Annotated in this window: 19 protein-coding genes; 11 read left to right on the top strand and 8 right to left on the bottom strand. The window is 42.4% G+C overall.

What is annotated here, in order from left to right; all coding sequences use genetic code 11:
* Positions 1-376 precede the first annotated feature (376 nt).
* The 4 genes from ACYRY3_RS23870 (at position 377) to ACYRY3_RS23855 (ending at position 4629) form a co-directional block, all read left to right on the top strand.
* Entirely contained in the window at positions 377-778 is a 402-nt protein-coding gene (locus tag ACYRY3_RS23870) for a DUF2267 domain-containing protein (RefSeq protein WP_460204128.1), read from the top strand.
* Between the two features lie 86 nt (positions 779-864).
* A complete protein-coding gene (locus tag ACYRY3_RS23865; protein WP_460204127.1) occupies positions 865-1962 on the top strand; it encodes a DJ-1/PfpI/YhbO family deglycase/protease in 1098 nt (365 codons plus the stop codon).
* 108 nt (positions 1963-2070) lie between these two features.
* Complete coding sequence (locus ACYRY3_RS23860) at positions 2071-2772, top strand: SRPBCC family protein (protein WP_460204126.1); 702 nt, start codon at positions 2071-2073, stop codon at positions 2770-2772.
* 93 nt (positions 2773-2865) lie between these two features.
* Positions 2866-4629 (top strand): alcohol dehydrogenase catalytic domain-containing protein, encoded by a 1764-nt coding sequence (locus ACYRY3_RS23855; protein ID WP_460204125.1) that lies wholly within the window; start codon positions 2866-2868, stop codon positions 4627-4629.
* A 352-nt stretch (positions 4630-4981) separates the two neighbouring features.
* On the opposite strand, the gene psb34 is transcribed toward ACYRY3_RS23855, so the two are convergent.
* Together psb34 and ACYRY3_RS23845 are read right to left on the bottom strand one after the other, a co-directional pair.
* Entirely contained in the window at positions 4982-5152 is a 171-nt protein-coding gene (psb34, locus tag ACYRY3_RS23850; RefSeq protein ID WP_460204124.1) for a photosystem II assembly protein Psb34, read from the bottom strand.
* 279 nt (positions 5153-5431) lie between these two features.
* A complete protein-coding gene (locus ACYRY3_RS23845; protein ID WP_460204123.1) occupies positions 5432-5965 on the bottom strand; it encodes a vitamin K epoxide reductase family protein in 534 nt (177 codons plus the stop codon).
* An 834-nt stretch (positions 5966-6799) separates the two neighbouring features.
* On the opposite strand from ACYRY3_RS23845, the gene ACYRY3_RS23840 reads away from it, so the two are divergent.
* Together ACYRY3_RS23840 and ACYRY3_RS23835 are read left to right on the top strand one after the other, a co-directional pair.
* Positions 6800-7072 carry a hypothetical protein gene (locus tag ACYRY3_RS23840; RefSeq protein WP_460204122.1) on the top strand — a complete coding sequence of 91 codons (273 nt, stop codon included), beginning with the start codon at positions 6800-6802 and terminating at the stop codon, positions 7070-7072.
* A 100-nt stretch (positions 7073-7172) separates the two neighbouring features.
* Positions 7173-7775, top strand: a complete 603-nt coding sequence (locus ACYRY3_RS23835) for a Uma2 family endonuclease (protein WP_460204121.1) — start codon at positions 7173-7175, stop codon at positions 7773-7775.
* Positions 7776-7824: 49 nt separating this feature from the next.
* Here the strand turns inward: ACYRY3_RS23835 and ACYRY3_RS23830 are convergent, their stop codons facing one another.
* Both ACYRY3_RS23830 and ACYRY3_RS23825 read right to left on the bottom strand, forming a co-directional pair.
* Positions 7825-9867, bottom strand: coding sequence for an NHL repeat-containing protein (locus tag ACYRY3_RS23830; protein ID WP_460204120.1), 2043 nt, complete (start codon positions 9865-9867; stop codon positions 7825-7827).
* A gap of 371 nt (positions 9868-10238) precedes the next feature.
* Positions 10239-11414, bottom strand: a complete 1176-nt coding sequence (locus ACYRY3_RS23825; protein ID WP_460204119.1) for a hypothetical protein — start codon at positions 11412-11414, stop codon at positions 10239-10241.
* Between the two features lie 182 nt (positions 11415-11596).
* Between ACYRY3_RS23825 and ACYRY3_RS23820 the strand changes: the two genes are divergently transcribed.
* On the top strand, positions 11597-11872 hold the full coding sequence (locus ACYRY3_RS23820; RefSeq protein WP_460204118.1) for a helix-turn-helix domain-containing protein: 276 nt from the start codon (positions 11597-11599) through the stop codon (positions 11870-11872).
* Between the two features lie 45 nt (positions 11873-11917).
* On the opposite strand, the gene ACYRY3_RS23815 is transcribed toward ACYRY3_RS23820, so the two are convergent.
* Positions 11918-12346: a GNAT family N-acetyltransferase gene (locus tag ACYRY3_RS23815; RefSeq protein WP_460204117.1), complete on the bottom strand. Its 429-nt coding sequence runs from the start codon at positions 12344-12346 to the stop codon at positions 11918-11920.
* A gap of 266 nt (positions 12347-12612) precedes the next feature.
* Here ACYRY3_RS23815 and ACYRY3_RS23810 point away from each other — a divergent pair, with 266 nt between their 5' ends.
* Positions 12613-14289, top strand: coding sequence for a vWA domain-containing protein (locus tag ACYRY3_RS23810; protein WP_460204116.1), 1677 nt, complete (start codon positions 12613-12615; stop codon positions 14287-14289).
* A 10-nt stretch (positions 14290-14299) separates the two neighbouring features.
* Entirely contained in the window at positions 14300-15595 is a 1296-nt protein-coding gene (locus ACYRY3_RS23805; RefSeq protein WP_460204115.1) for a serine/threonine protein kinase, read from the top strand.
* A 47-nt stretch (positions 15596-15642) separates the two neighbouring features.
* On the opposite strand, the gene mgtE is transcribed toward ACYRY3_RS23805, so the two are convergent.
* Positions 15643-16989: a magnesium transporter gene (gene mgtE / locus ACYRY3_RS23800; RefSeq protein ID WP_460204114.1), complete on the bottom strand. Its 1347-nt coding sequence runs from the start codon at positions 16987-16989 to the stop codon at positions 15643-15645.
* 284 nt (positions 16990-17273) lie between these two features.
* On the opposite strand from mgtE, the gene ACYRY3_RS23795 reads away from it, so the two are divergent.
* Entirely contained in the window at positions 17274-17564 is a 291-nt protein-coding gene (locus ACYRY3_RS23795; RefSeq protein WP_460204113.1) for a hypothetical protein, read from the top strand.
* 561 nt (positions 17565-18125) lie between these two features.
* On the opposite strand, the gene ACYRY3_RS23790 is transcribed toward ACYRY3_RS23795, so the two are convergent.
* A complete protein-coding gene (locus tag ACYRY3_RS23790; RefSeq protein WP_460204112.1) occupies positions 18126-19733 on the bottom strand; it encodes an IS200/IS605 family accessory protein TnpB-related protein in 1608 nt (535 codons plus the stop codon).
* A gap of 53 nt (positions 19734-19786) precedes the next feature.
* On the opposite strand from ACYRY3_RS23790, the gene ACYRY3_RS23785 reads away from it, so the two are divergent.
* Positions 19787-19978 (top strand): hypothetical protein, encoded by a 192-nt coding sequence (locus ACYRY3_RS23785; protein WP_460204111.1) that lies wholly within the window; start codon positions 19787-19789, stop codon positions 19976-19978.
* 738 nt (positions 19979-20716) lie between these two features.
* On the opposite strand, the gene aac(6') is transcribed toward ACYRY3_RS23785, so the two are convergent.
* Complete coding sequence (gene aac(6') / locus ACYRY3_RS23780) at positions 20717-21178, bottom strand: aminoglycoside 6'-N-acetyltransferase (RefSeq protein ID WP_460204110.1); 462 nt, start codon at positions 21176-21178, stop codon at positions 20717-20719.
* Between the last annotated feature and the right edge of the window lie 75 nt (positions 21179-21253).

Genomic DNA, 21253 nt, shown 5'->3' with positions numbered 1-21253 from the left:
TTTCACTCATAATTACTTTTTTTTGGTACCATTGTTGACTGCCAAGATATTCTTAATTATAAAAAATCCATAAAATTTAATGTATCACTTTAGAAATAAAAAACATATATCCCCAAAGAACGAAGCAAAAGGAGCGATTTAAGCGTAACAATAAGAATCATGAATTCATGGTCGAGTGATAAGGGAGTTAGGATTTATGACTTGGGAGCTTGTTTATTTACTAATAACCAATTCCCAAATCATGATTCCTAACTATTTTCTAAAATCACTATATATAATAGATGGAAATTAAGTAAAAAAAATAGAATAAAAAAACTTATATAAAAAATCAAAGCCTATTCAGTCAAAATTTTGTTGAAAGTATTGGAGGCAAACAATGAAATATGGTGAGTTTATCAAACACGTTCAAAGTGTTGCTCAGTTGAATTCTCGTGAAGACGCAGAACGCGCAACTCGTGCAACACTAGAAACCATCAGAGAGCGGATAGTTGGAGACGAGGCAAAAGATTTAGCATCGCAATTACCACAAGAACTGGGTGAGTGTTTGCGCGGACGTGAGGGTGAAAACGGTCAAACGTTTTCAATGCAGGAGTTTATTTCCCGCGTGAGTGAAAAAGAGGGAGCAGATCCAGTCGCAGCTGCAATGCATATCCGCGCTGTCTTTGCAGTTTTGAGAAACGCTGTAACACCGGGTGAGTTTGAAGATTTTCAGGCTAATTTCTCCAACGATTATGCAGAGTTGTTTCCCAGTTCACCAACTAGCGAAGTACCTGCTTAATACTAAGGGCTAATGGCTAATGGAAAAATTCCAATTAGCCCTTAGCCTCATAAAAATTATTCATATTAAAGGTTACAAGGAAATCAATGGTACAGTATAACAATCATTCTGGGAAAAAAAGAGTTGCTATCCTGATTGAGAATTATGTAGAGGATAGAGAATTTGAAGTTCCTTATAATGCGCTCAAACAAGCGGGAATGGAAGTTGTTGTCCTAGGTTCTCGCATGAACGAAACCTACAAAGGCAAGCAAGGTAAACTTGCCAAACAACCCGATGGTACCACAGCTGAGGCAATGGCTTCTGAGTTTGATGCCGTGGTGATTCCTGGGGGTATGGCTCCTGACTATATGCGCCTTAACCACAATACAATCAAGTTTGTGCAAGAAGCTATGCAGCAAGGAAAGATAGTCGCTGCTTTTTGTCACGGACCACAAGTATTAATAGAAGCTGACTTGCTCAGAGGTAAACAAGCCACTGGCTACAAATCCATTCGCAAAGACATAATTAATGCGGGTGCCAATTATAGAGATGAGTCTTTAGTGGTTGACGGAAATTTAATTACGTCGCGTCATCCTGGAGACGTTGCAATTTTCACGACTGCGGTGTTAAGTCGTTTGGGCTATGGTGGTAAAGATGCAGCGTTGCCAAATGAGCAAGACATAACAGCCGAGTGGTGGAAACTGGCTGATGCTTGGGGTGGTTCCACCAAGGGTGATATTACCAAAGCTTTGAATACAGCCCTTGCTGGTGAACGTTATTCTTTGGAAGCATTGGATAACTACGCCCAGAAAGTATCGGATGCACGTATTAAATCTGTCTTTGAACAGATGATTGGCAACAAACAGCGCCATATCCAAATGTTGGAAACACGTCTGGATCAATTGGGTGAGAAGCCTTCTTTGACAGCAAATATCGCCAACCAATATGCAAAAGTAAAAACTGCCCTGACTGGAAGTGATGATATATACCAACTGCGTAGCGCTTTAGGTGATGTGCAAACTGGCATAGGTGATGTTGGCAATCTGATAGTAGCAACAACTGACCCAGTGTCTACTGCTATTTTTACACAAATCCACAACGACCTACTGATGTACGAGCAGCAACTTGTAGATATGTATCGGACGCGGATGGGTGCAGAAGTCAAGCCTGCGAAGCCCACTACAGGGGCAGCGGTAACGATGTAAGGTTTTTGTGGAACGAACCATAGGTGCAAAGACAGCGTTAGGAAAAGGTTCAGGAGGGGGACTTTGTGCCTTGATGGTTCGTTTTTGTAGAAAAAGGAGAAGAATAAAGTGGAATCAATATCGGAAAATAAGCAGAGCCAAGGTCAGACTGAAGCTAGTGAAACTGAACGATGGGCTTCAATACTGGGCGGTAGTGCAATGGTATTAATGGGTTTAAGTCAACGTTCCCTTCGGGGAGTGTTGATGGCTGCAGCCGGTGGCGGTCTGATCTATCAGGGTGCAACAAAACAAAGCACGATTAAGCAAGCACAGCAAGCAATAGGCATGGGTCAACAAGGTATCAAAGTTGAAAAGACAGTGACTATTAATAAGCCAGCAGAAGAACTTTACCGTTTCTGGCATGACTTTGAAAACCTGCCCAAATTTATGAAGCATCTCAAATCCGTGAAGGTGTACGATGCAAAGCGTTCTCACTGGATTGCCACTGCACCTCTAGGCGCAAGTGTGGAATGGGATGCAGAGATTCTGGAAGACCGGGAAAATACTTTTATTTCTTGGGCTTCAGTGGAAGGAGCAGATATTGATAACTCTGGTTTCGTCCGCTTTAAGAAAGCACCTGGTAATCGCGGTACTGAGGTCAAGGTCGTTATTGAGTATTTCCCACCAGGCGGGGCGCTAACAGCAGCTTTCGCTAAACTCTTCGGCGAAGAACCAGAACAGCAAATTGGTGATGATTTGCGCCGTTTCAAGATGTTGATGGCAGCAGGCGAAATTGCCACAACCGAAGGTCAGCCCTCTGGGCGTCGCTAGTTCTTTGTCCTTTGTCATTTGTAAAGACTAATGACTAATGACTAATGACTGATGACCAATGACTAATGACTAATGACTAAGGACTAATGATTAATGAAAGCAGTCTGTTGGTACGGTGCTAATGATGTGCGGGTAGAGAATGTACCAGATCCAACAATTCTCAACCCGCGTGATGCCATTCTCAAAATTACATCAGCAACTATCTGTGGTTCTGACTTACATATCTATGATGGCTATATCCCCACGATGAAAGCAGGTGACATTATTGGTCACGAGTTTATGGGGGAAGTCGTTGATGTGGGTCGTGAAGTCAAGAAATTGAAAAAGGGCGATCGCGTTGTAGTTTCTTCAATCATTGGCTGCGGTCAATGCCACTACTGCCAACAACAAAAGTGGTCGCTTTGTGATAATTCCAACCCTAATGGTTGGATACACGATAAGCTATTTGGGTTCGGTACAGCGGGAATTTTTGGTTATTCCCATGCTTTTGGGGGCTATGCAGGAGCTTTTGCAGATTACGTCAGAGTACCATTTGCTGACTACGGTGCTGTTAAGGTTCCAGAAGGCATTCCAGATGAAAAAATACTGCCCATTTCCGATGCCTTCCCCACTGGCTACATGGGGGCAGAAATGTGCAATATTGAACCTGGAGATACCGTAGCAGTTTGGGGTTGCGGTCCTGTAGGGCTTTTCGCTATGAAAAGCGCTTATATGTTGGGTGCAGAACGGGTAATCGCGATCGACCGTTTTCCCGAACGCCTACAGATGGCTAAGGAATTCGCCAATGCAGAAACTATCAACTACGAGGAAGTCAGTGCTGGCGACGCCCTCAAAGAAATGACGGGTGGACGTGGGGCTGACGCCTGTATTGATGCCGTTGGACTGGAAGCACACGGCATGGGTGTAGAAGGATTCTACGATGAAGCCAAGCAAGCAGTGAGGCTAGAAACTGACCGACCCCACGTGCTGCGGGAAATGATTTTGGCTTGTCGCAAAGGCGGCATCCTCTCAATTATGGGTGTTTACTCGGGCTTTGTAGACAAAATACCGATGGGTGCAGCTATGAACAAAGCCCTTACCTGGAAAATGGGGCAAATGTTCGGTCAGAAGTATATGCCGATGAAAACTAATATCTATCAAGGGCTAGGTGAAGTGCAACATTCGCCCATAGCAGTGCATAGCCCTTATTACTTATCACCCGCAGCTGGGTTAAAAGTTTACGATTACAATCCTTTGAAGGCAAAGCAAATATTGTTAAAGAATGGTTTTAGCTACAATTCTCAAAAAGAATTGGTAGATTCCGATGGCAATCGGGTACAGTTTAACATTATGGTGAAATCAGAAGATCGGTCTCGGATAGATGCCGCCGTCCAAATTCAACAGGACTTAAGTCAAATTGGTATTAAAACAGCGTTGCAGGTGACTAGCTTTAATGTTGTACTGCAAAAGTTGCTTTCTTATCGAGACTGGGATTGTTATGTAGGTGCTTTTGGCGTTCCTGGTGCAGATGTAGAACCTAACCTTCTATCATTGTTTTGGACTAGTCAAGGTTCATTTCATCAATTCAACCAAGGTTCGCAAGCAGGAGAACCACTTCTCAAAGGGTGGGTAGTTTCTGATTGGGAGAAGGAAATAGATACTCTTTTTACCGCTGGAGTTAAAGAACTAGATGAAAACAAGCGCAAAGCTATTTATGCTGAATTTCAGCAAATTGTTGCGGAACAATTGCCCATATTTTGTCTGGTCAATCCCATGTCGTTTCAAGCAGTGCGTGCTCGCATTAAGTCAATTAAATATTCTAGTTTAGGGTCACTTTTTTGGAACATTGATGAATGGAAAATAGTTGAGGACAGATGAGTTAACGCAGTCTACCACTATGATGTTTGACTTGTTGCGTGGGTCAATAGAACAAGCAGCGCGTTGCGATCGCAACTTTGCTAACATTAAGGAAAAAATATTTATGCAGTTAAGAATTACAACTTTTACAAACATTTGTATTGTAACAATGTTGTTGTTAAGTATTGCTAAGTTGAACAATCCTTGTTTCTCCCAGCGTTTCCATTTTTGGCGTGACAGACGACTAGTATGCAGTGAGCCGTTATCTTGAACAACTACCTTAACACTTCCAATGCAAAAACCCCAGCCATCAAGCCAGGGTCAGAAAAAGAAGCCCAAATGTCGATTGAAGTTTGAAGCAAATCTACTCGTCTTAACTAGCAGCAAAAGCAACCAGAACGAGAGTAGCGACAAGTAATGTAGCAAACACGCCTTGAATAACATATTGACGCTGTTCCCAAATGGCAGGGTATTCAGCAAACTGCATTTTTGTTTCGGTTGGGTAGTTGTTAAGAACGCCGTCTTCGTTAACAGTTGTGTACATAGTTCTTTTCCTTATTTATTAATTTATGTAAATAAATTTAACATTATTGTTATAAAGTATCAAAACCGCTTGACTTATCAAGATAAATAGTATCCATAAGAGGAGCTAATCAGTGGTTTTAGCCACAGGGATAAACTACAAAAGAAAGGCACCAGTGATGTGAAAACCAATTCTATGGTTTCAACTGCCTCACCAGCGCCAAAGAGAGAGAATAATATTTGATTAAACTGGTTTACGTGAGGACGCATGACAGCCCTGACACATAAACATTGAAGCGCTCTACGTATTGCTGCTGACTTCAGCGTTCTTATTGCGACGACTAAGCAGAACACGGGTTGCAGCAAGTACTTCTGGTGCTGCAAGGACTAAAGAAGCGATCGAACAAACAGTTGCAACTTGACAGTACTCACAAAAAGCTTTGTTTTCTGCCCATTCTTCACGCGCCAACTCGGCAGAGGCGATCGTATCAATTAGAATCTTAATGCCCATTGCAATTGGTAACAATGGGTTCTTCCGGGCGCGATCTAAACCACCAGCTGCAGCCAACCAGCCTGTGATGGCATAATTTAGCACCATGATCGGACCATCAGGTGAGTTGAATCTGCTGTAGGCGTAGTTGGATGCGTCAACACGGTCTGCATCAAATATGGGTACTGGCGGATCGGGTAGGTGTTTGACAATCCCTGTTTGGTAAAGCGAAACAATTTGTCCCATTGAACCCCCAAGCGCAGACAAACCGATAATCCATCGGCGACGGGTCATATGGGGGTTGTTTCCTTCACGTAGTTCTTGACTTAATTGTTTTGGGTCCATGAAGCCTCATCTTTGATAAGTGACAGGTTGATATCAATTTGCTAAACGTTGGCTACATAAGGTTTCCCCTCAACTCCCCGATCGAGTGCTCTTGGGGGTTTGAAATGTGCGATCTGCCCTCTGGGCAGGAGCGAAGCTATCGCTTAGCAATTCGCAGTACCTTATTTAAATGCAGACAGTTTTCTTTTATTTTCAAGACTTGTTCTTATACCTACCACTGGCATTGGACGTACTTCCCTAGTGTGGGTTTATTACAGATGGAAAATTGCTCGAGCGTCAATTTTATGTTAAGAGCTTAGTATCTTTTCAACATAAAATGACTGTTTTTTGTAGTGCTTAATACTTAGTAATGTTAAGTTGTGGGCAATGCCCTACGGTTGTTACTATCTAATAGGTGAAAATGACTAAATCAATTTAAATAACAATTCTTCTACCAAAAGTAATATAAAAAATAATGTTTAAAAAATGGCTAAGTTTGTATTGCTAAATAGGTGGGTAGGAATAAAAGCACTTATGTATTTTGACACCTATCAACTGTGGAGAAACTCAACAAATGCTTGTCTGTGTTGGGTTTCGTTCCTCAAACGCCACTTGCTTCAATGGGGGGAACCCCCACACGCAGTGGCTCCCCAACCTACGTATTTTCTAATGACAAATGACAAAGGACGACCATTTCCAGTTACCTTTTTTTATAGCGACCTACTGAATTCCTAATAATAGCTTCTCCTAAAAAAAAGTCAAATAATCAAAGAATTATGGTAGCTCGATCGCCAAACATCAGGGTTACCGTCAATGTAAGGAAACCAGTTCCAGATACAAAAGAGGATAAATAACATGGATGAAATAAATCTTGGTCCCTTCGATCGCTTGCTTGACATAGAAGGTGTAAACGGACCTGAGGACATATTCGGTAATATTGGCGGCTCTGCGTTTGGTGAAGGTGAAAATCCCTTTATGATGGGCAGTTCTTCTACTGATATGAATAGCCTAGCCTACAATGGTAATCCCTTTGCTGGAGACAACTTTTGGAACATATTTGCTGGTGGTGTGAACCCCACCAATCCATCCTTCGGTAGTGGTGACAGCAACTCCATTGGTGGTTTTTAAAGTCTCTTTCCTATAAATGACGGTGTTTACCGCTAAAGGTGTAAACTTAAGATAGCCTGCTGGCACTGATGAGACTCTCCAACAAAACGAGGGATAAAACATGACGACGCTATTAATTCAAACTGAAAGCGTCCCACTAACGGTCAATATTCCTTCTATCAAATTGATGACCACCGAACAGTTCTACGAATTCTGTCAAGCCAATTGCGATTTGAGAATCGAGCGTACTGTCAGTGGGGAAGTCATCATCATGCCACCAGCATTTTCAGATACAGGCAACCGCAACTTCAAGATTGCCGTACAACTGGGAAACTGGGCAGAACAAGATGGAACGGGCGAGCCTTTTGACTCTAGTGCAGGATTTACCCTGCCCAATGGGGCAACCCGTTCCCCTGATGCTTCGTGGATCAAATTGGAGCGATGGAATGCTCTAACTGAGGAACAAAAAGCCTCATTTGCACCAATTTGTCCCGACTTCGTGATTGAGTTCCGCTCATCAAGCGATACCCTCAGTGGATTGCAAGACAAAATGCAGGAATACATTGCTAATGGTGCCTTTATTGGTTGGTTAATCGATCGCAAAAACCGAAAAGTTTACATCTACCGCCCCAATCAAGAACCTGAAATTTTAGATAACCCCGAAACAGTGAGTGGAGATCCAGAGCTACCAGGATTCGTTTTGCGGATGGCAAAAATTTGGTAAAGGTAGGGCGTAGGGGCGCGGCGGTCTTGCGCCCTTACAATTGAGCGTACTACGGTCTCCAACGGAAAAGCAAAACTTTACCACGGTGGTCTTCTTCCAAAAAGACTAAGTACTCCCCATTTGAACGACGGAAAGCCCGGACACCATAGGGAACATCTACCCAACCAGCTTCTGGTTCAACATTTGGATCGGGTGTCATGATATCCACCTGTGAACCATTGGATGTTCTGTAAACATAGACTTGCTTTGTTTTTACCGTAGCAACAAATACATAATCCCCTGCAACGCTAATTGCAGCTGGGTAAATAGTTTGCTTCTCGGCAGGACGTCTATCTACAGGTAGTGTAGTTCTCCAAGCAGGATTTCTGTTTCCTTTGCTCCAATTGTCAAAACGCGCCAGTTCTGAACCAACAATTTTGGCGTCATCGTAGGGTGGGGGATTTTCTCTAGTAAACCCCGTCAAATACATGGTGTCTGTCTCTGGGAAATATTCAATTCTACGCAAGTCAATGATGAAGCTTGGTGTGGCTATTTTCTTCATTGATGCATAAGTATAGATAGGGTTGCCACTGCCATCAAAACCTTGGAGAGGGTAATGGCGAATACCATTAGCAGTGCGTATAGCCTTCCACACATCACCACGACTGTCTACCCACCAACCACCGATGTAAACATCGTCCCTGTTGGTATCATATTCACCCGGATCGAATGCACCATTGCCGTTGGCATCACGCCAAATCCACTCACCTGTTTTGGGTTGGTTTGGAGGCCAATCCCCTTTATTAAAAAAAGACTTGTTAGGATCTGCTGGAGTGCCTACAAAAAGACCACTTGGGATAGCCGTCCAACCTTCGGAGTTTTGTGCAAAACGGTATATTTGCATCCAACTATTGTACATATCTGTCAAGTACATAAACGGTCTACCCTGGATTCTACGGAAGAAGACAGCAGTAGGCGCGGTATGCAGTCTTGGATCTTGTGGATATTTAATGGCATTGACGGTATGGTCAGCGTAGGTCCACTGCTGACCATCAGGCTTGTTGTAGTCCATCACATAGTGTTCTTCCTTGGTGAACACATCGCGACCATCAGAACTAGGATCGGCATCCGCAGTATCAAGAAAGCACAACCCTAACAATCTCCATTGCATAGCACCATTAGGAGAAAACTTTCTTAGGTCAGACCCAGCGTTATTAAAACCATCATTAGCTACATAAATATTGCCTTGTGCATCAGTACCAACTCCAGTGATACCGTAAAGTTTTAAATCTCCTATCTGACCGGGAGTTCCCGAATAAACACCGCGTTCAGCCCCAAAAGTGCCAACCTGTGAGGGTGAACCATTAATGTTGTAAATCAAAATTTGCTGGCGCGGTCCATTGTCTGCAACAAGTAATCTGCCTTGGTTGTCAAGTGCGATCGCAGTTGGTAGCTCAACATTAGTAATTCGTTCCGATAACTGTTGCCCCTGGGGTGAATACCGCAAAATAGCCGCAGGGGAAGAATTCACCTTTTGTTGGACAATCCAAAGATTGCCTTGTCGGTCAACAGCTATGTGTCCCGGACGTGAAAAAGAAAAACTGCGGAGTTGATTCATTGAGTTAACGTCATAGACAACAATTCTGTTACCAGCGCTATCACTCACATACAACTCCTTGTCCGTTGCTGCTAATCCACTGACAGGAGTACTCGTATTCACAATGACCATAGTCTTATCCCAACCACGCCCACCAGAGAAAGGCGCTTGTTTACCGGATAAGTCGTAGCGTCGAACGCAGTGCCAAATCGTTCCTTTGGGTGGATAGTCCTCACCCGGTTTTCCCGAACCGGCACCCTGCGACATGCCTACAAATAAGTATCGCGAATTCGCTGTAACTGCCTTACCACCCAAACGTTCCCAACCATGTAAATCGGCAGCTTGTCCGGCAACATCCCCATTTTTGTATATACCAGCTTCTTTTGCTGCTTCATCCCAAATACTATTCGTATAAACAGTGCCATCGGGCGCAACATACATTGCTTCTATATTGATTTGCACCCACTTGCGATTTCTACTGAAAGTGTTGCCAATCCAAGATGTAGAATAACCCATATTTCTGAATTCTTTTGCAAAGTGCGCCCATATTCTATCCAAGCTTATTTCACGGCATAGCTGAATGATAAGATTTTCTTAACTTTATCTTTTTAAAAATTAAAACATTTAATAAAAAGGTATCATTAAGCTACAAATTAAATCAGTAGAGTATGTATGATTTATTTTTCGATTCTGCGTGCTAAAACTGAGATTTTGATACGCAAGTCGTCGTAAATAAACACAACTAATTATTAGGGCTGTTAGTGGTTAATGGTTAGTAGTTACTGGGCTTAACCAATATTGTGGGGTGGGCGTCCTCGCCCGCCACCTACAACGTCTGAGACAGACGTACCACAAGAAATTTTTGAGTATTTTTTATTTAGCAGTCTCTAATAAGGATTTTGGTGCAGTTGTGCCAAAAAGTCATCAAGTCTTGACTCGCTAATTATTCTAGGAACGCACAATTCTTGAGGTTGAACCCAGTAAATTCCATCCGACTTTTCTTGAAATTCCACAATCAACTTTGCCTTTTTAGCTTCTGAGAGTTTTTTCACTCCAGGTGGCATCAGTTGCAAAACTTTTTCTCTATCTTCTTGGGTAAGTGCGTGCCATGCAAGATGTTTGCAGTCACCATATTCTATAAGGGAATCCCTAATTTCCGTCCAGGATGTGGCAGTTTTAAATGTTTCAATTAAAACCTCCACAGGAGAGAGTTCGGTTTTATCCAAAAAGGGCGAATCATCTTTTTCGGGTTCTGACTCAAAAGTACAACTGCTTTCTGGTAATTCTTCCTCTTGAAAATTGCTTTCAAATTCAATATTTTCACCATCTGCGATAGCTTCGCTCCTGCCCAGAGGGCAGATCCCATTGATAGAGCTTGTTGAATCTTCTTCGCTATCCCCTGAAGTGACTGGCTCGACATACACCAAGCGTCCTTCAATATAAGCCTGTCGCAGGGCTATGGCTTCAGCAATAATTTGCTGCACGGTCAATCCTTCCTCATCCACCATTTTTTGCAGGGTGGTACCAGTTTGCTCGTTCTCTTCGTGAATTGGTGGAATTTGGCAGTACCTCCCACCGTTCTTTGTCCGACGCCAAATACTGGCCTTTTCTGACTTCGGCTTCTTGGGCTGGCGTTGTTCGGCAATTAACTCTCGAACTGTTTGTTGGGTAATTATCTCACAATACAGCAGCTGGTTAATTACGCTTTGGTACTTCTTGGGGTTATTTGCCAACCGAAAGACAGTGGCTGGTTCGATTTGAGATAAATCAGCGTGGGAACACTGCTTGAAAGCTGCAGCAACTTTCAGGTATCGCTTATCTTCATTTTTCCAACCGTATTCATTGAGTAACTTTCTATACTCTGTTCTTGAGAGATGCTCTTTCTGTTGAGCCAGGACTAAGGCATGAGTCAGAATGTTTTGGGTAGATTGAGCTAACCCATCAAAAGAACGGCTGGCAGTGTCTGGTGCTATGGTATTGGCTTGGGCTTCAACGTGCTTGTCCAATTCCCGTTGAGCAATAGTTTGTTCGTCTGTTGCAATCGCTTTTAGTTGTGGCATCATAGTATATATCCTTTTGTTTTTTGAAGGCGTTGGCTTGATTCCGCCAATAACAGCGGTGCTCGCCTTCATTATTTTTTTCCCTAGCAATTAAACGTTTAACCATTATAACATTTATTCGGTAAAATTGTAAAATTAGTAATCGATAATAGAAACGTAAAGAAGTTTGTATGACAGTAGTGCGAATGAGCTCTCCGGTTCCACCCAAATTCACTAAAAGAGACGACAGAAAAGCTGTGCAGCAGTCCCAAGTTAAGATTCGTTGCCGCTTGCAAGATTTAATTGATGCTCAGGGAATGACAAGATCTGCACTGGCTCAAGAGACAGGGCTAACAAACGCAGCTATCAGGGGACTATGCGACAACAATGTAAAGCGTTATGATGTGGATACTTTAGCAGTTCTATGTGATTTTTTTGGCTGTGGCATGGGCGAGCTTTTTGAGGTAGTTCCAAAGGCGTAATGTCTTTAGCGGCAATGCTTCCTGCATCAACGGGTTGTTCTTTGCTTATTGGAGAACTTTTTTTAAGGAGAGTCGCTTGTACCCTGCTGGAAAGTCTGGTAGCTCTCCATATACAACGTATCCAAGCTTTTGATAAAACTCTGGCGCTTGAAAACTAAAGGTCTCTAAGTGGGCGTATTGACAACCACGCTTGACAGCTTCCTGTTCCGCAGCAGCTATCAGGGAAGTACCGTAACCTTCTCCTCGGTAAGATTCGTGTATCCAAAAAATATCAATATGCAGCCACTGCCAATAGGTTGACCCAATTAACCCACCGACTAAATTATCATTTACATCTCTTAAGAAAACCGCTAATTGCCGAAAATTGCCCTCGCCAGCACAACGACTGTTAAATTTGAGTAGCTGTTGAAAGATGAATTCAGTTTCATCTGACTTTGGTTCCTGGGCTATCTCAATCTTTAGTTGTGGTTTCATCGCAATTTATTAGTGTCAGCAAAAACTTTACTTATTGTAAAATTAGTGCGATCGCTTTGGTGCAAGCTGTACCCAGTTTATCGCACCACCAACATCTCAAAAACTGCGCTCCCTCCAAATGATTTGATACGGAACACAGTAATAACTGTTAGGCGTTACATTTTCTGTAACTAACCAGTAAAAAGCCAGATACCAATTGTAGAACTAGGAAAGCCTCTTCGCCTCACTTTCCTCACTATATATCTGACTCTAACGTAGCAGAACTTATGAATCACGCCCACAGGACACTTGTTGTTTTTGGAATCGCAGTTTTACTGGGGAATTTAGTTGCTTGCAGTCAACATCAAACCGGTGGCAGTGCATCTCCCCCAGCACCTCAGGCTGCTAAAATGCCTGCACTTCCACCGACAGCCCATTCACAAATCTCACCAGTTCAACCCTTAACAGCTCCTATAGCAAATACGGGAACTCCGTTATTGAGTCAGACGTCAACAATTCAACAGAGCGATCGCGAAGAGAATAAAAATCAAGAAGGGTACAAACACAATGAAGAAAATCCCTTTGAAAGTGTCAGTGTCAATCCCCTTTCTACTTTTTCGATTGATGTAGATGCTGCCTCATACAGTAATATCCGGCGTTTCATCAATCAGGGCCAACTGCCACCACCAGATGCAGTCCGCCTTGAGGAAACGATCAACTACTTTACTTACGATTATCCCCAACCAGATGGCAACAAACCATTTTCCGTGACTACAGAAGTTTCAGATGCACCTTGGAATCCGAAACACAAACTCGTCCAAATCGGTTTGCAATCTAAAAGAATCTCTACAGAAAATCTGCCTCCTAACAATCTTGTATTTTTGTTAGATGTTTCCGGTTCGATGGCAGAACCAAACAAATTACCACTGCTAAAATCAGCATTGCGTCTGCTTGTGAATGAACTGAGAGAGTCCGACAAAGTAGCAATTGTTGTCTATGCTGGAAATGCAGGTCTAGTTTTACCACCAACACCAGGTTCTCAGAAAGACAAAATTCTTGACACCATAGAACAATTAGATGCAGGTGGTTCAACTGCAGGTGGTGAAGGTATTCAACTTGCTTATAAAATTGCTAAGGCAAATTTTCTAAACTCAGGTAATAACCGTGTTATCTTAGCAACAGATGGCGATTTCAATGTTGGTGTTTCCAGTGAGGAAGAATTGGTAAACCTCATTGAGAAGGAACGGGAACAAGGAATTTTCTTAACTGTTCTTGGACTTGGTACGGGCAACTTACAAGATGCCAAAATGGAACAACTGGCTAATAAGGGAAACGGGAATTACGCTTATATAGACAATTTACTTGAAGCCAAGAAGGTTCTGGTTAAAGAAATGGGAGCAACGCTTTTGACAATTGCCAAAGATGTCAAACTTCAAGTAGAGTTTAATCCGGCGAAAGTTCAAGGTTACCGTTTGATTGGCTACGAGAACCGATTGCTAAAAAACCAGGACTTTAATGATGATAAAAAAGATGCAGGTGAATTGGGTGCAGGGCATTCTGTAACAGCACTTTACGAAATCATTCCTACGGGAGTGAAAAGTGATATACCCTTACCCAATGTGGATGGGTTGAAATATCAACAAAAAAATCTTCAGCCAGGGGCATCTAGCAATAATGAAATGATGATGGTTAAACTACGCTACAAACAACCCCAGGAATCAACGTCTCAAGTATTAACTTATCCTGTGAATGACCGAGGGGTAAAATTAGAGGACGCCTCAACAAACTTTAAATTTGCCTCTTCTGTAGCTGCATTTGGAATGCTTCTGAAAAATTCACCTTATAAAGGCACAACAACTTTTGATAATGTTTTACAACTGGCGCGTCAGTCCCAGGGAACTGATTTGGAAGGTTATCGCGCAGAGTTTATCCGCCTAGTTGAAAAAAGTAAAACCTTAAAATAAGTGTAAGTTTATGGAATCTTTGAACCAAACGCCCGGTTCCTCACTCAATTCTAATGCCAACCAATTTCCTGATTTTTCTCAGCAGGGTTATTTAGTAGAAAAAGAATTAGGATACAACCTTGGTGGCGGAAGAGTTACTTATCAAGCAATTAGTCTCCAAACTCAGCAACCTGTTGTTATCAAGCAATTTCAATTTGCTCAGGTTGGAGCAAGTTGGTCTGGGTATGAGGCTTTGCAGCAAGAAATTGCCCTACTACAGCAACTGAAACATCCGAGAATTCCCAAGTATCTTGATTCCTTTGAAACCGATTGCGGTTTTTGCTTGGTACAAGAATACAAAAATGCTCAGTCCTTAGCACAACCACGGCATTTTACAATTGAGAATATTCAGCAAATTGCGATCGCTGTTCTTGAAGTTCTAGTTTACTTACAACAACAAGTTCCGCCAATTATTCATCGAGATATTAAACCGGAAAATATCTTGGTTGATGAGCAACTCAATGTCTATTTAGTTGATTTTGGGCTGGCGAGAATTGGGGGTGAAAATTTAGCAGCTAGCAGCACTGTCAAAGGTACACTAGGATTTATGCCACCAGAAGCGCTGTTTGGGCGACAACTGACTCTTGCTTCTGACTTATATAGCCTGGGAGTGACTCTTATCTGCTTGCTAACTCAAACAAAATCAACTCAGGTTGGCAACTTAATTGACGATAATTTTCGCATTAACCTAAAAGCCCTAATACCGCAAGTAGATTTGCGGTTGGTTTGTTGGTTGGAGAAAATGGTCGCACCATCACCACAGGAACGCTTAGACAATGCTAATACCGCTTTGTGTCTTCTCAAATCTATCAATTCCATTGGCACTTTACCACCCAGTTTGCCACTAAAAACAGCTAGAGTTTCCCTTATAAGCTTAATCATATTGAGTGCGATCGCGATCTTTTCTATCAGTCATAAGGCTGCTGTGGAACCTGTAACTATGAAGCCAGATATGATTAACATACCTTCCGCAATCAATACAGATGATATTAGACAGTTACGACAAGCCCGACGCTGTATCGGCTGCAACCTCAGAGGTGCAGATTTGAGAGGTATGGATTTAAGAAGTACCGATATGAGAGGTGCAGATTTAACAGGCGCAGATTTGAGAAATGCAGACTTGAGAGGTGCTTATTTAGCCGATGCAAATTTAACGGGGGCTAAACTTGAGGGTGCTAATTTGGCAAGTGCTGACCTAACGGAGGCAATTATGCCTAACGGGTTAATTTGGGAAATAGGAGGGGATGTTTTTAAATCGGAACTTTAGCTAACTCCCTTCTCTTTCAAGGAGAAGGGCTGGGGATGCGGCTAATCTCAACGAAACACCTTCAACGCCACTGAAATCAGCGTCAGGAAAGTCAGAAATCCGACTGCATCCAATAACGTAGTTAACAACGGTCCGCTAATCAATGCGGGGTCTAATTTTAACCTTTTGAGGCACATAGGTAGCACCGTACCCATACTGGCTGCTACAAACACGTTAACAGCCATGACGAGTGCTGCAACAATTGCTACCCATCGTTCTTGGGGAGGAGACCAAATCAAAGACAGTATACCTAAGGATAAACCCAATCCTATAGAGGTTCCCAATCCTGCCAAAATTTCCTTACGCAGAATCTTGAAGGTATCCTTAGGTGTCACTTCTCCTACTCCCAACCCCCGTACTGTTACAGATAAAGCTTGAATGGCAACATTGCCACTGGTATTGGATAAAATGGGCATGATCACTGCTAAAACTGGCACTACGGAAATGACCTGTTGGAATGGTGCGATCGCACTTGCGGCTCCAACGTACAAGCCAATATTAGCCAATAGCCAGGGAAAACGCTTGCGGAGGGTGACCTGGGGAGGTGACAGGGCGGCTTCATCACCACCACTCACACCCGCTAGTTTTTGAATATCTTCAGTTGCTTCCTCCTCTAAGATGTCCACCACATCGTCAATTGTCACGATCCCCACCAGTTTATCTTCGCGATCTACCACCGGAAGTGCTATCAAGTCATAACGCTTCATTAACTGAGCTACTTCTTCTTGGGGGGTTTCCGTTCTAACTTTGACAACGCGATCGCTGGCAACATCTCTAACGTAAACTTCAGGAAAGGTAAACAAAAGCTGGCGCAGCGAAACAACCCGCACAAGCTTGCGGTTCTCATCGGTAACGTAGGCGTAGTAAATTGTTTCCTTGTCTTCGTCGTGGCGGCGAATTTTGTTTAAGGCTTCGCCGACAGTTAAGCCTTGCTGCAACCGGACATATTTTGTTGTCATCACCCGCCCAGCTGTTCCTTCAGGATAGCCGAGAATTGTTGCTGTCACTTGCCTTTCTTCCGGGCTAAGTTGTTGCAACAGACGCTTGACAACTTTAGCAGGTAACTCATCAAACAACTCGACGCGATCGTCCGGGCTCATTGCCTCTACAATCTGACAAACTTGCGTGTCGTGAAGTGCCTCAATCAGTTCTTCTTGGACTTCAGAGGGTAAGTATTCAAAAACAGCGATGGCTTGGTCTTTGTTTAGCAAGCGAAATGCGATCGCTCTTTTTTCCGTGGGTTGTCCGACAATGTAGTCTCCCACATCAACAGCAGGCAAACGATTCAGTTCAACTTTTAGCTGGTTTAAATCAGCAATGCTTGACAGTGCAGCACGTCCTTCCCAGGTGAGCATAAAAAACCTCCTAATGTCTCCCAAACCCTGGGAGACAAACTCACCCAGCGCTTGGGAGATGACTACTGTGACTACTAGGGGAACTTGTGTCCATTGAATCCAAAAATCGACGATCGCACTCTATAAGAGTACTGCGTACTTTTAGGTTACCTTTTTAAGGTATTTTATATTACATCAAACACAAGCGATTGACAAGACTAGTACATAAAGGCTGAAGTATGAAGGATAAATGATGAAAATCAAAGGCTTAAAAGGCTTTAGTATGTTGGAAGGTGCGGATATGAGTGGCAAGATATCTACTGAGGAGTTGCTACAGCTGGTTCGGGAAAGGTAATCGTAGTTTATTTAAAGCCGCTACTGGTACGTTAGCTTTTTCTGAAGTTGATACTATTAGTCTCGATCCAAGGGTTCCGACTAGAGCGAAAGCAACGCTAACTGGTTCTTTCCAAGTATTTCCAGTACAAACAGTACCAGAACCAAAAACGACTACTACATTTATTGGTATGGGTGTTATTTGGGGTGCCTTTTTGCTGTACCAATATCGCCGTAGACCACGTTTTAAAGATTTAACTTAATTTGATACATACGCTCCATAGAAACTGTCAGCCCAATGATGGGTAATACCGGAACAAGACAAACGGCGGTGTGGGGGTAATTGCATTATTATCTGAGATTTAGGTTCAAAAGCTAAGATATAATGCCATATCAACACCTACTTGATAATTCGTAATTTGTAATTCATAGTTGAGTTATTAGTTACGAATAAGTCATTATTGATGGCTCTATATTAAGGGCAAGTTTACAGAAAATTGATATGAACTAGGAACATTCAATTAAAAATTGATTCTTGCTTTGTAGCAAGAATCAAAAAGTGGTGTGCAAGAGGAATTAGACTGATTTGTTCTTATTTTGTTTACAATAATTGGCAAACCGGGTAGAAATCGGGGATAAATTGGGTAGAAATACAGTGAACGGAGATAAGCGATGGGTAGGAGGTTGTAAGAAAAACGTTGATGTATTGTTGGAATGGAAGAATCGCCCAAACCGCTCGATAAAGTTTACCCAAAATTACCCACAAGTGGATAATGCTGGACAAACCGGAGGAATAGCAGTCAATTCCTCCTACCTTGAAGGATTCACGCCTTCACAGACGGATTGGGAGTTGGACTCCCATGCTTGTGCTGAAGCTTTGAAAACCCAAGATTTCCGGTGTTCACCAAGCCATCACCCGCAGACCCTGTGAGAGTAGGTGTACTAAACCAAGCATTACGAGAACCTAGCTTCAAGTAATGCTTATGGAATCGCTGCCAGTGTGCAAAGACGTGCTTACGAGGTTCGGGTTGAATCGAAGTCTGCAAGGCGTATCTTGCTGGCAGTTTCTCATAGTAAATGTTCATCCCACGACGCGCTAAAACTAAACCTGCGGCGCTATCGCTTCCCATACCATAGCGTTTCATATATTTGACAACGCCAATAACAGAGGAATATTTGGAACTCACGTCTATAATTTTGATGCCTAGTTTTAAGCATCTAGCTTTTAACAATTCTTTGAACTTGGCATAAGCAAAACCTGATAACATCCGATTATACTTGCGCTTGCTTGAAAATTGTTTCCTCTTGTTAGAGAAATCTAATTTCTCAATGACAATTGGCTTTTTGGTAGCTAGCGCTCTCTGAGTAATTTCTGTAATTACCTCAGCTAATCGTGCCTCCGTCTGTTCTGTAGAACATGAGTGTAAATCTAAATTAATTTTTCCCCATGCTACTGGATTCCCATGACGATTAGTAGCACACCAGCCAACAGCTCCAGGATTTATATCTAAGCCAATGCATCCAAAAGATTTATCGTTACTAGTAATAGCAAAATCTACTAAACAGGTAATAGCTACTACCCACTTCCCTTTTTGATTTTTGCTAAACACATAAGTGAGAGCCTTGTTTAATGCCCAAGCAGTCACTATCTTGTCATAACCATGATGATTAATTTTGTAGAGTGGTAACGTGACATATTCGCCAAACGTTTCTTCTAGAAAATAAGGAACACGAATTTTTAACTGTGGAATAACATCTGGAATTAGCTGACATATTTGATTACTGTTAGTTTCGTTGGTACTACCAACAAAAGCCACTTTCCCCAAATTCCCCAAATTTACCTTGACACCACCCTGAAGCACTCTAGACTTGCGATCTAGATACATCCTAAGTTGACGCTTCTTTTGATGTAACTGTTGTTTAGCTAGTTGCAAGTAAGTCTTGCCATGAGGGTTGCCGTTAATAGGGCAGGCGTTATCAAAGTCAGGCTTTTTACTTAAAGGGGGCAGTTTCTTTAGTTTCCCAGTTTTAGTTTTTTGTGGGTATTTAATTGCTAAGTTACATTTTTCAACTGCGGAGGCGTATTCCCTATGAGCTTTGAGTCTTTTATTTAACTTTTCAGTCTCTTGCTTAACTAATTTAATTTTGGCATCCCATATCTCAAGATGTTCTTTGTAAGATTTTTTAGCTGAGTCTAATTCCCCAGTGACAAAACTAATAACACTATTAGCGTAACGTTTATTTACGTTAAATGTATTTTGAATTAGAGAATTAAGTTTTTCTTTTTTCATGTCACTTTGTAAGCCAGCTAATACCATTTGTGACATGGATGCTGCTCTAGGTGAAAATTGCTCCAACATATCAAGAGCAAATATTTCCCCAGACAAATTATTAGAAATTTGAGTGACATAAGTTTGATAAACTTGAGGCATTGATTCGACCTTTCAACGTGCTAGGTATATTAGTCTATTGATATGTGTAGGAGATGTCAATACCATTTCAAAAAATCATAACCTTGGTGCGTTGCCCTATGGGGATGAACCTAACACAAGCAAACCTATTTGCTTTAAAGGTTGATGCATGTCAATGGGAGAAACTCAAGGCAGTTCCCAACTGGCTTGAGCAATTAAGAGGTTTTGTCGAGCGACTCATATCAGAGCTACCCAAAGACGACTAACAATGGGTAGAAGTGGGTAGCAATCAGCTAACAGTTGCTACCCCTTACCAATATCAAATAACGATATCGCACAAGATGAAATGGTGGGCAGTGCCCACCCAGTCCTTTCAACGCGAACAAATGAACTACTAAGATGAAGGCTGAAACCCGCTCTATGAGCCCCTTTCGGATTAACTAACTTTGATAGCAGAACTTACGGGCGGTTTGAGGAGCGGGGAACCCAAATATTCAGCACATTTGATGCAGATCCATCGGTATTTGGCATAGAAGGTAACCTTCGTGGCGATCGCTACTTTGGTGGTTCTAACGAGTTATTTGGAAGAGCAAGCGATAGCGCTGTCATCGATCTGGTTCAACAAACTATTGTAGGTGGTGGCATCATAAACGTCACTGGTGGAACAGGTATATTCGAGAACGCTACAGGCTTAATAACTTTTACCCAAGAAGACAGGCTGACTCCAGGTTCAACTGATGGACCCTTAACCTCTAGGGGTGTAGCAGTACTAAATTTCTCTATACGGACTCCTCAAAGAGTTCCAGAACCAGCAGCTACAACTACGTTAGTCGGCCTGGGTGTTACTGGAGCGGCTTTGTTGCTACATCAATATCGTCGTCGGCTTAATAATTTTTAAGGTGAGTTCGACTCTTTGAAAAAAATGTAATTAAGGTAACATCTGTACGTCTATAGACCCCACTTTGAACTAAGCATTGGGGATTTTCAAGATGGTACTCAAGCTTTTACAAATTAATTTCTCTTGAAGGTAATTGCTTGATAAAAGTGACGATTCGCTCCACTTCTTGGAATCCAACATGAGTATGAAACTCATAACTTTCTTGGTTTTCCACTAAAGCATCTGAGGCTAGTTCTGCACACCCATGTTCGAGTGCCCATTCTTCGGCATACTTAATTAAAGATTTGCCCACACCAAGCTTTCGATACTCATCTTTGACGTAAATTCCTTCCACGTATGCAACGGGACTGTGAGTAGCACCAGGAACGTAATCAGATCGAAGAGAAAGATTCATAAATCCAATTGCTTCTCCATCATGATTTCTAGCTAGAAATGATTCACAGCGCTCCGATGTAAGAATCTCCAACAGACTCATCTGCATTTCTTCAACCGAGTCATTTGACCATAATTTCAACGCCATCTCTAGCCACTCATTCAAATCATTCCGAGTAATTTTGACAATTTTCATCGCATTTATAAACCGCTTCTCAAACCGCTTTCTATTTTCCTATCTTTGGCTTGTATACTATTGGGGAAGGCGTAT

This window comes from Scytonema sp. NUACC21 (genome assembly GCF_054684315.1).
This window is presented reverse-complemented; position numbering and strand designations above follow the sequence as displayed.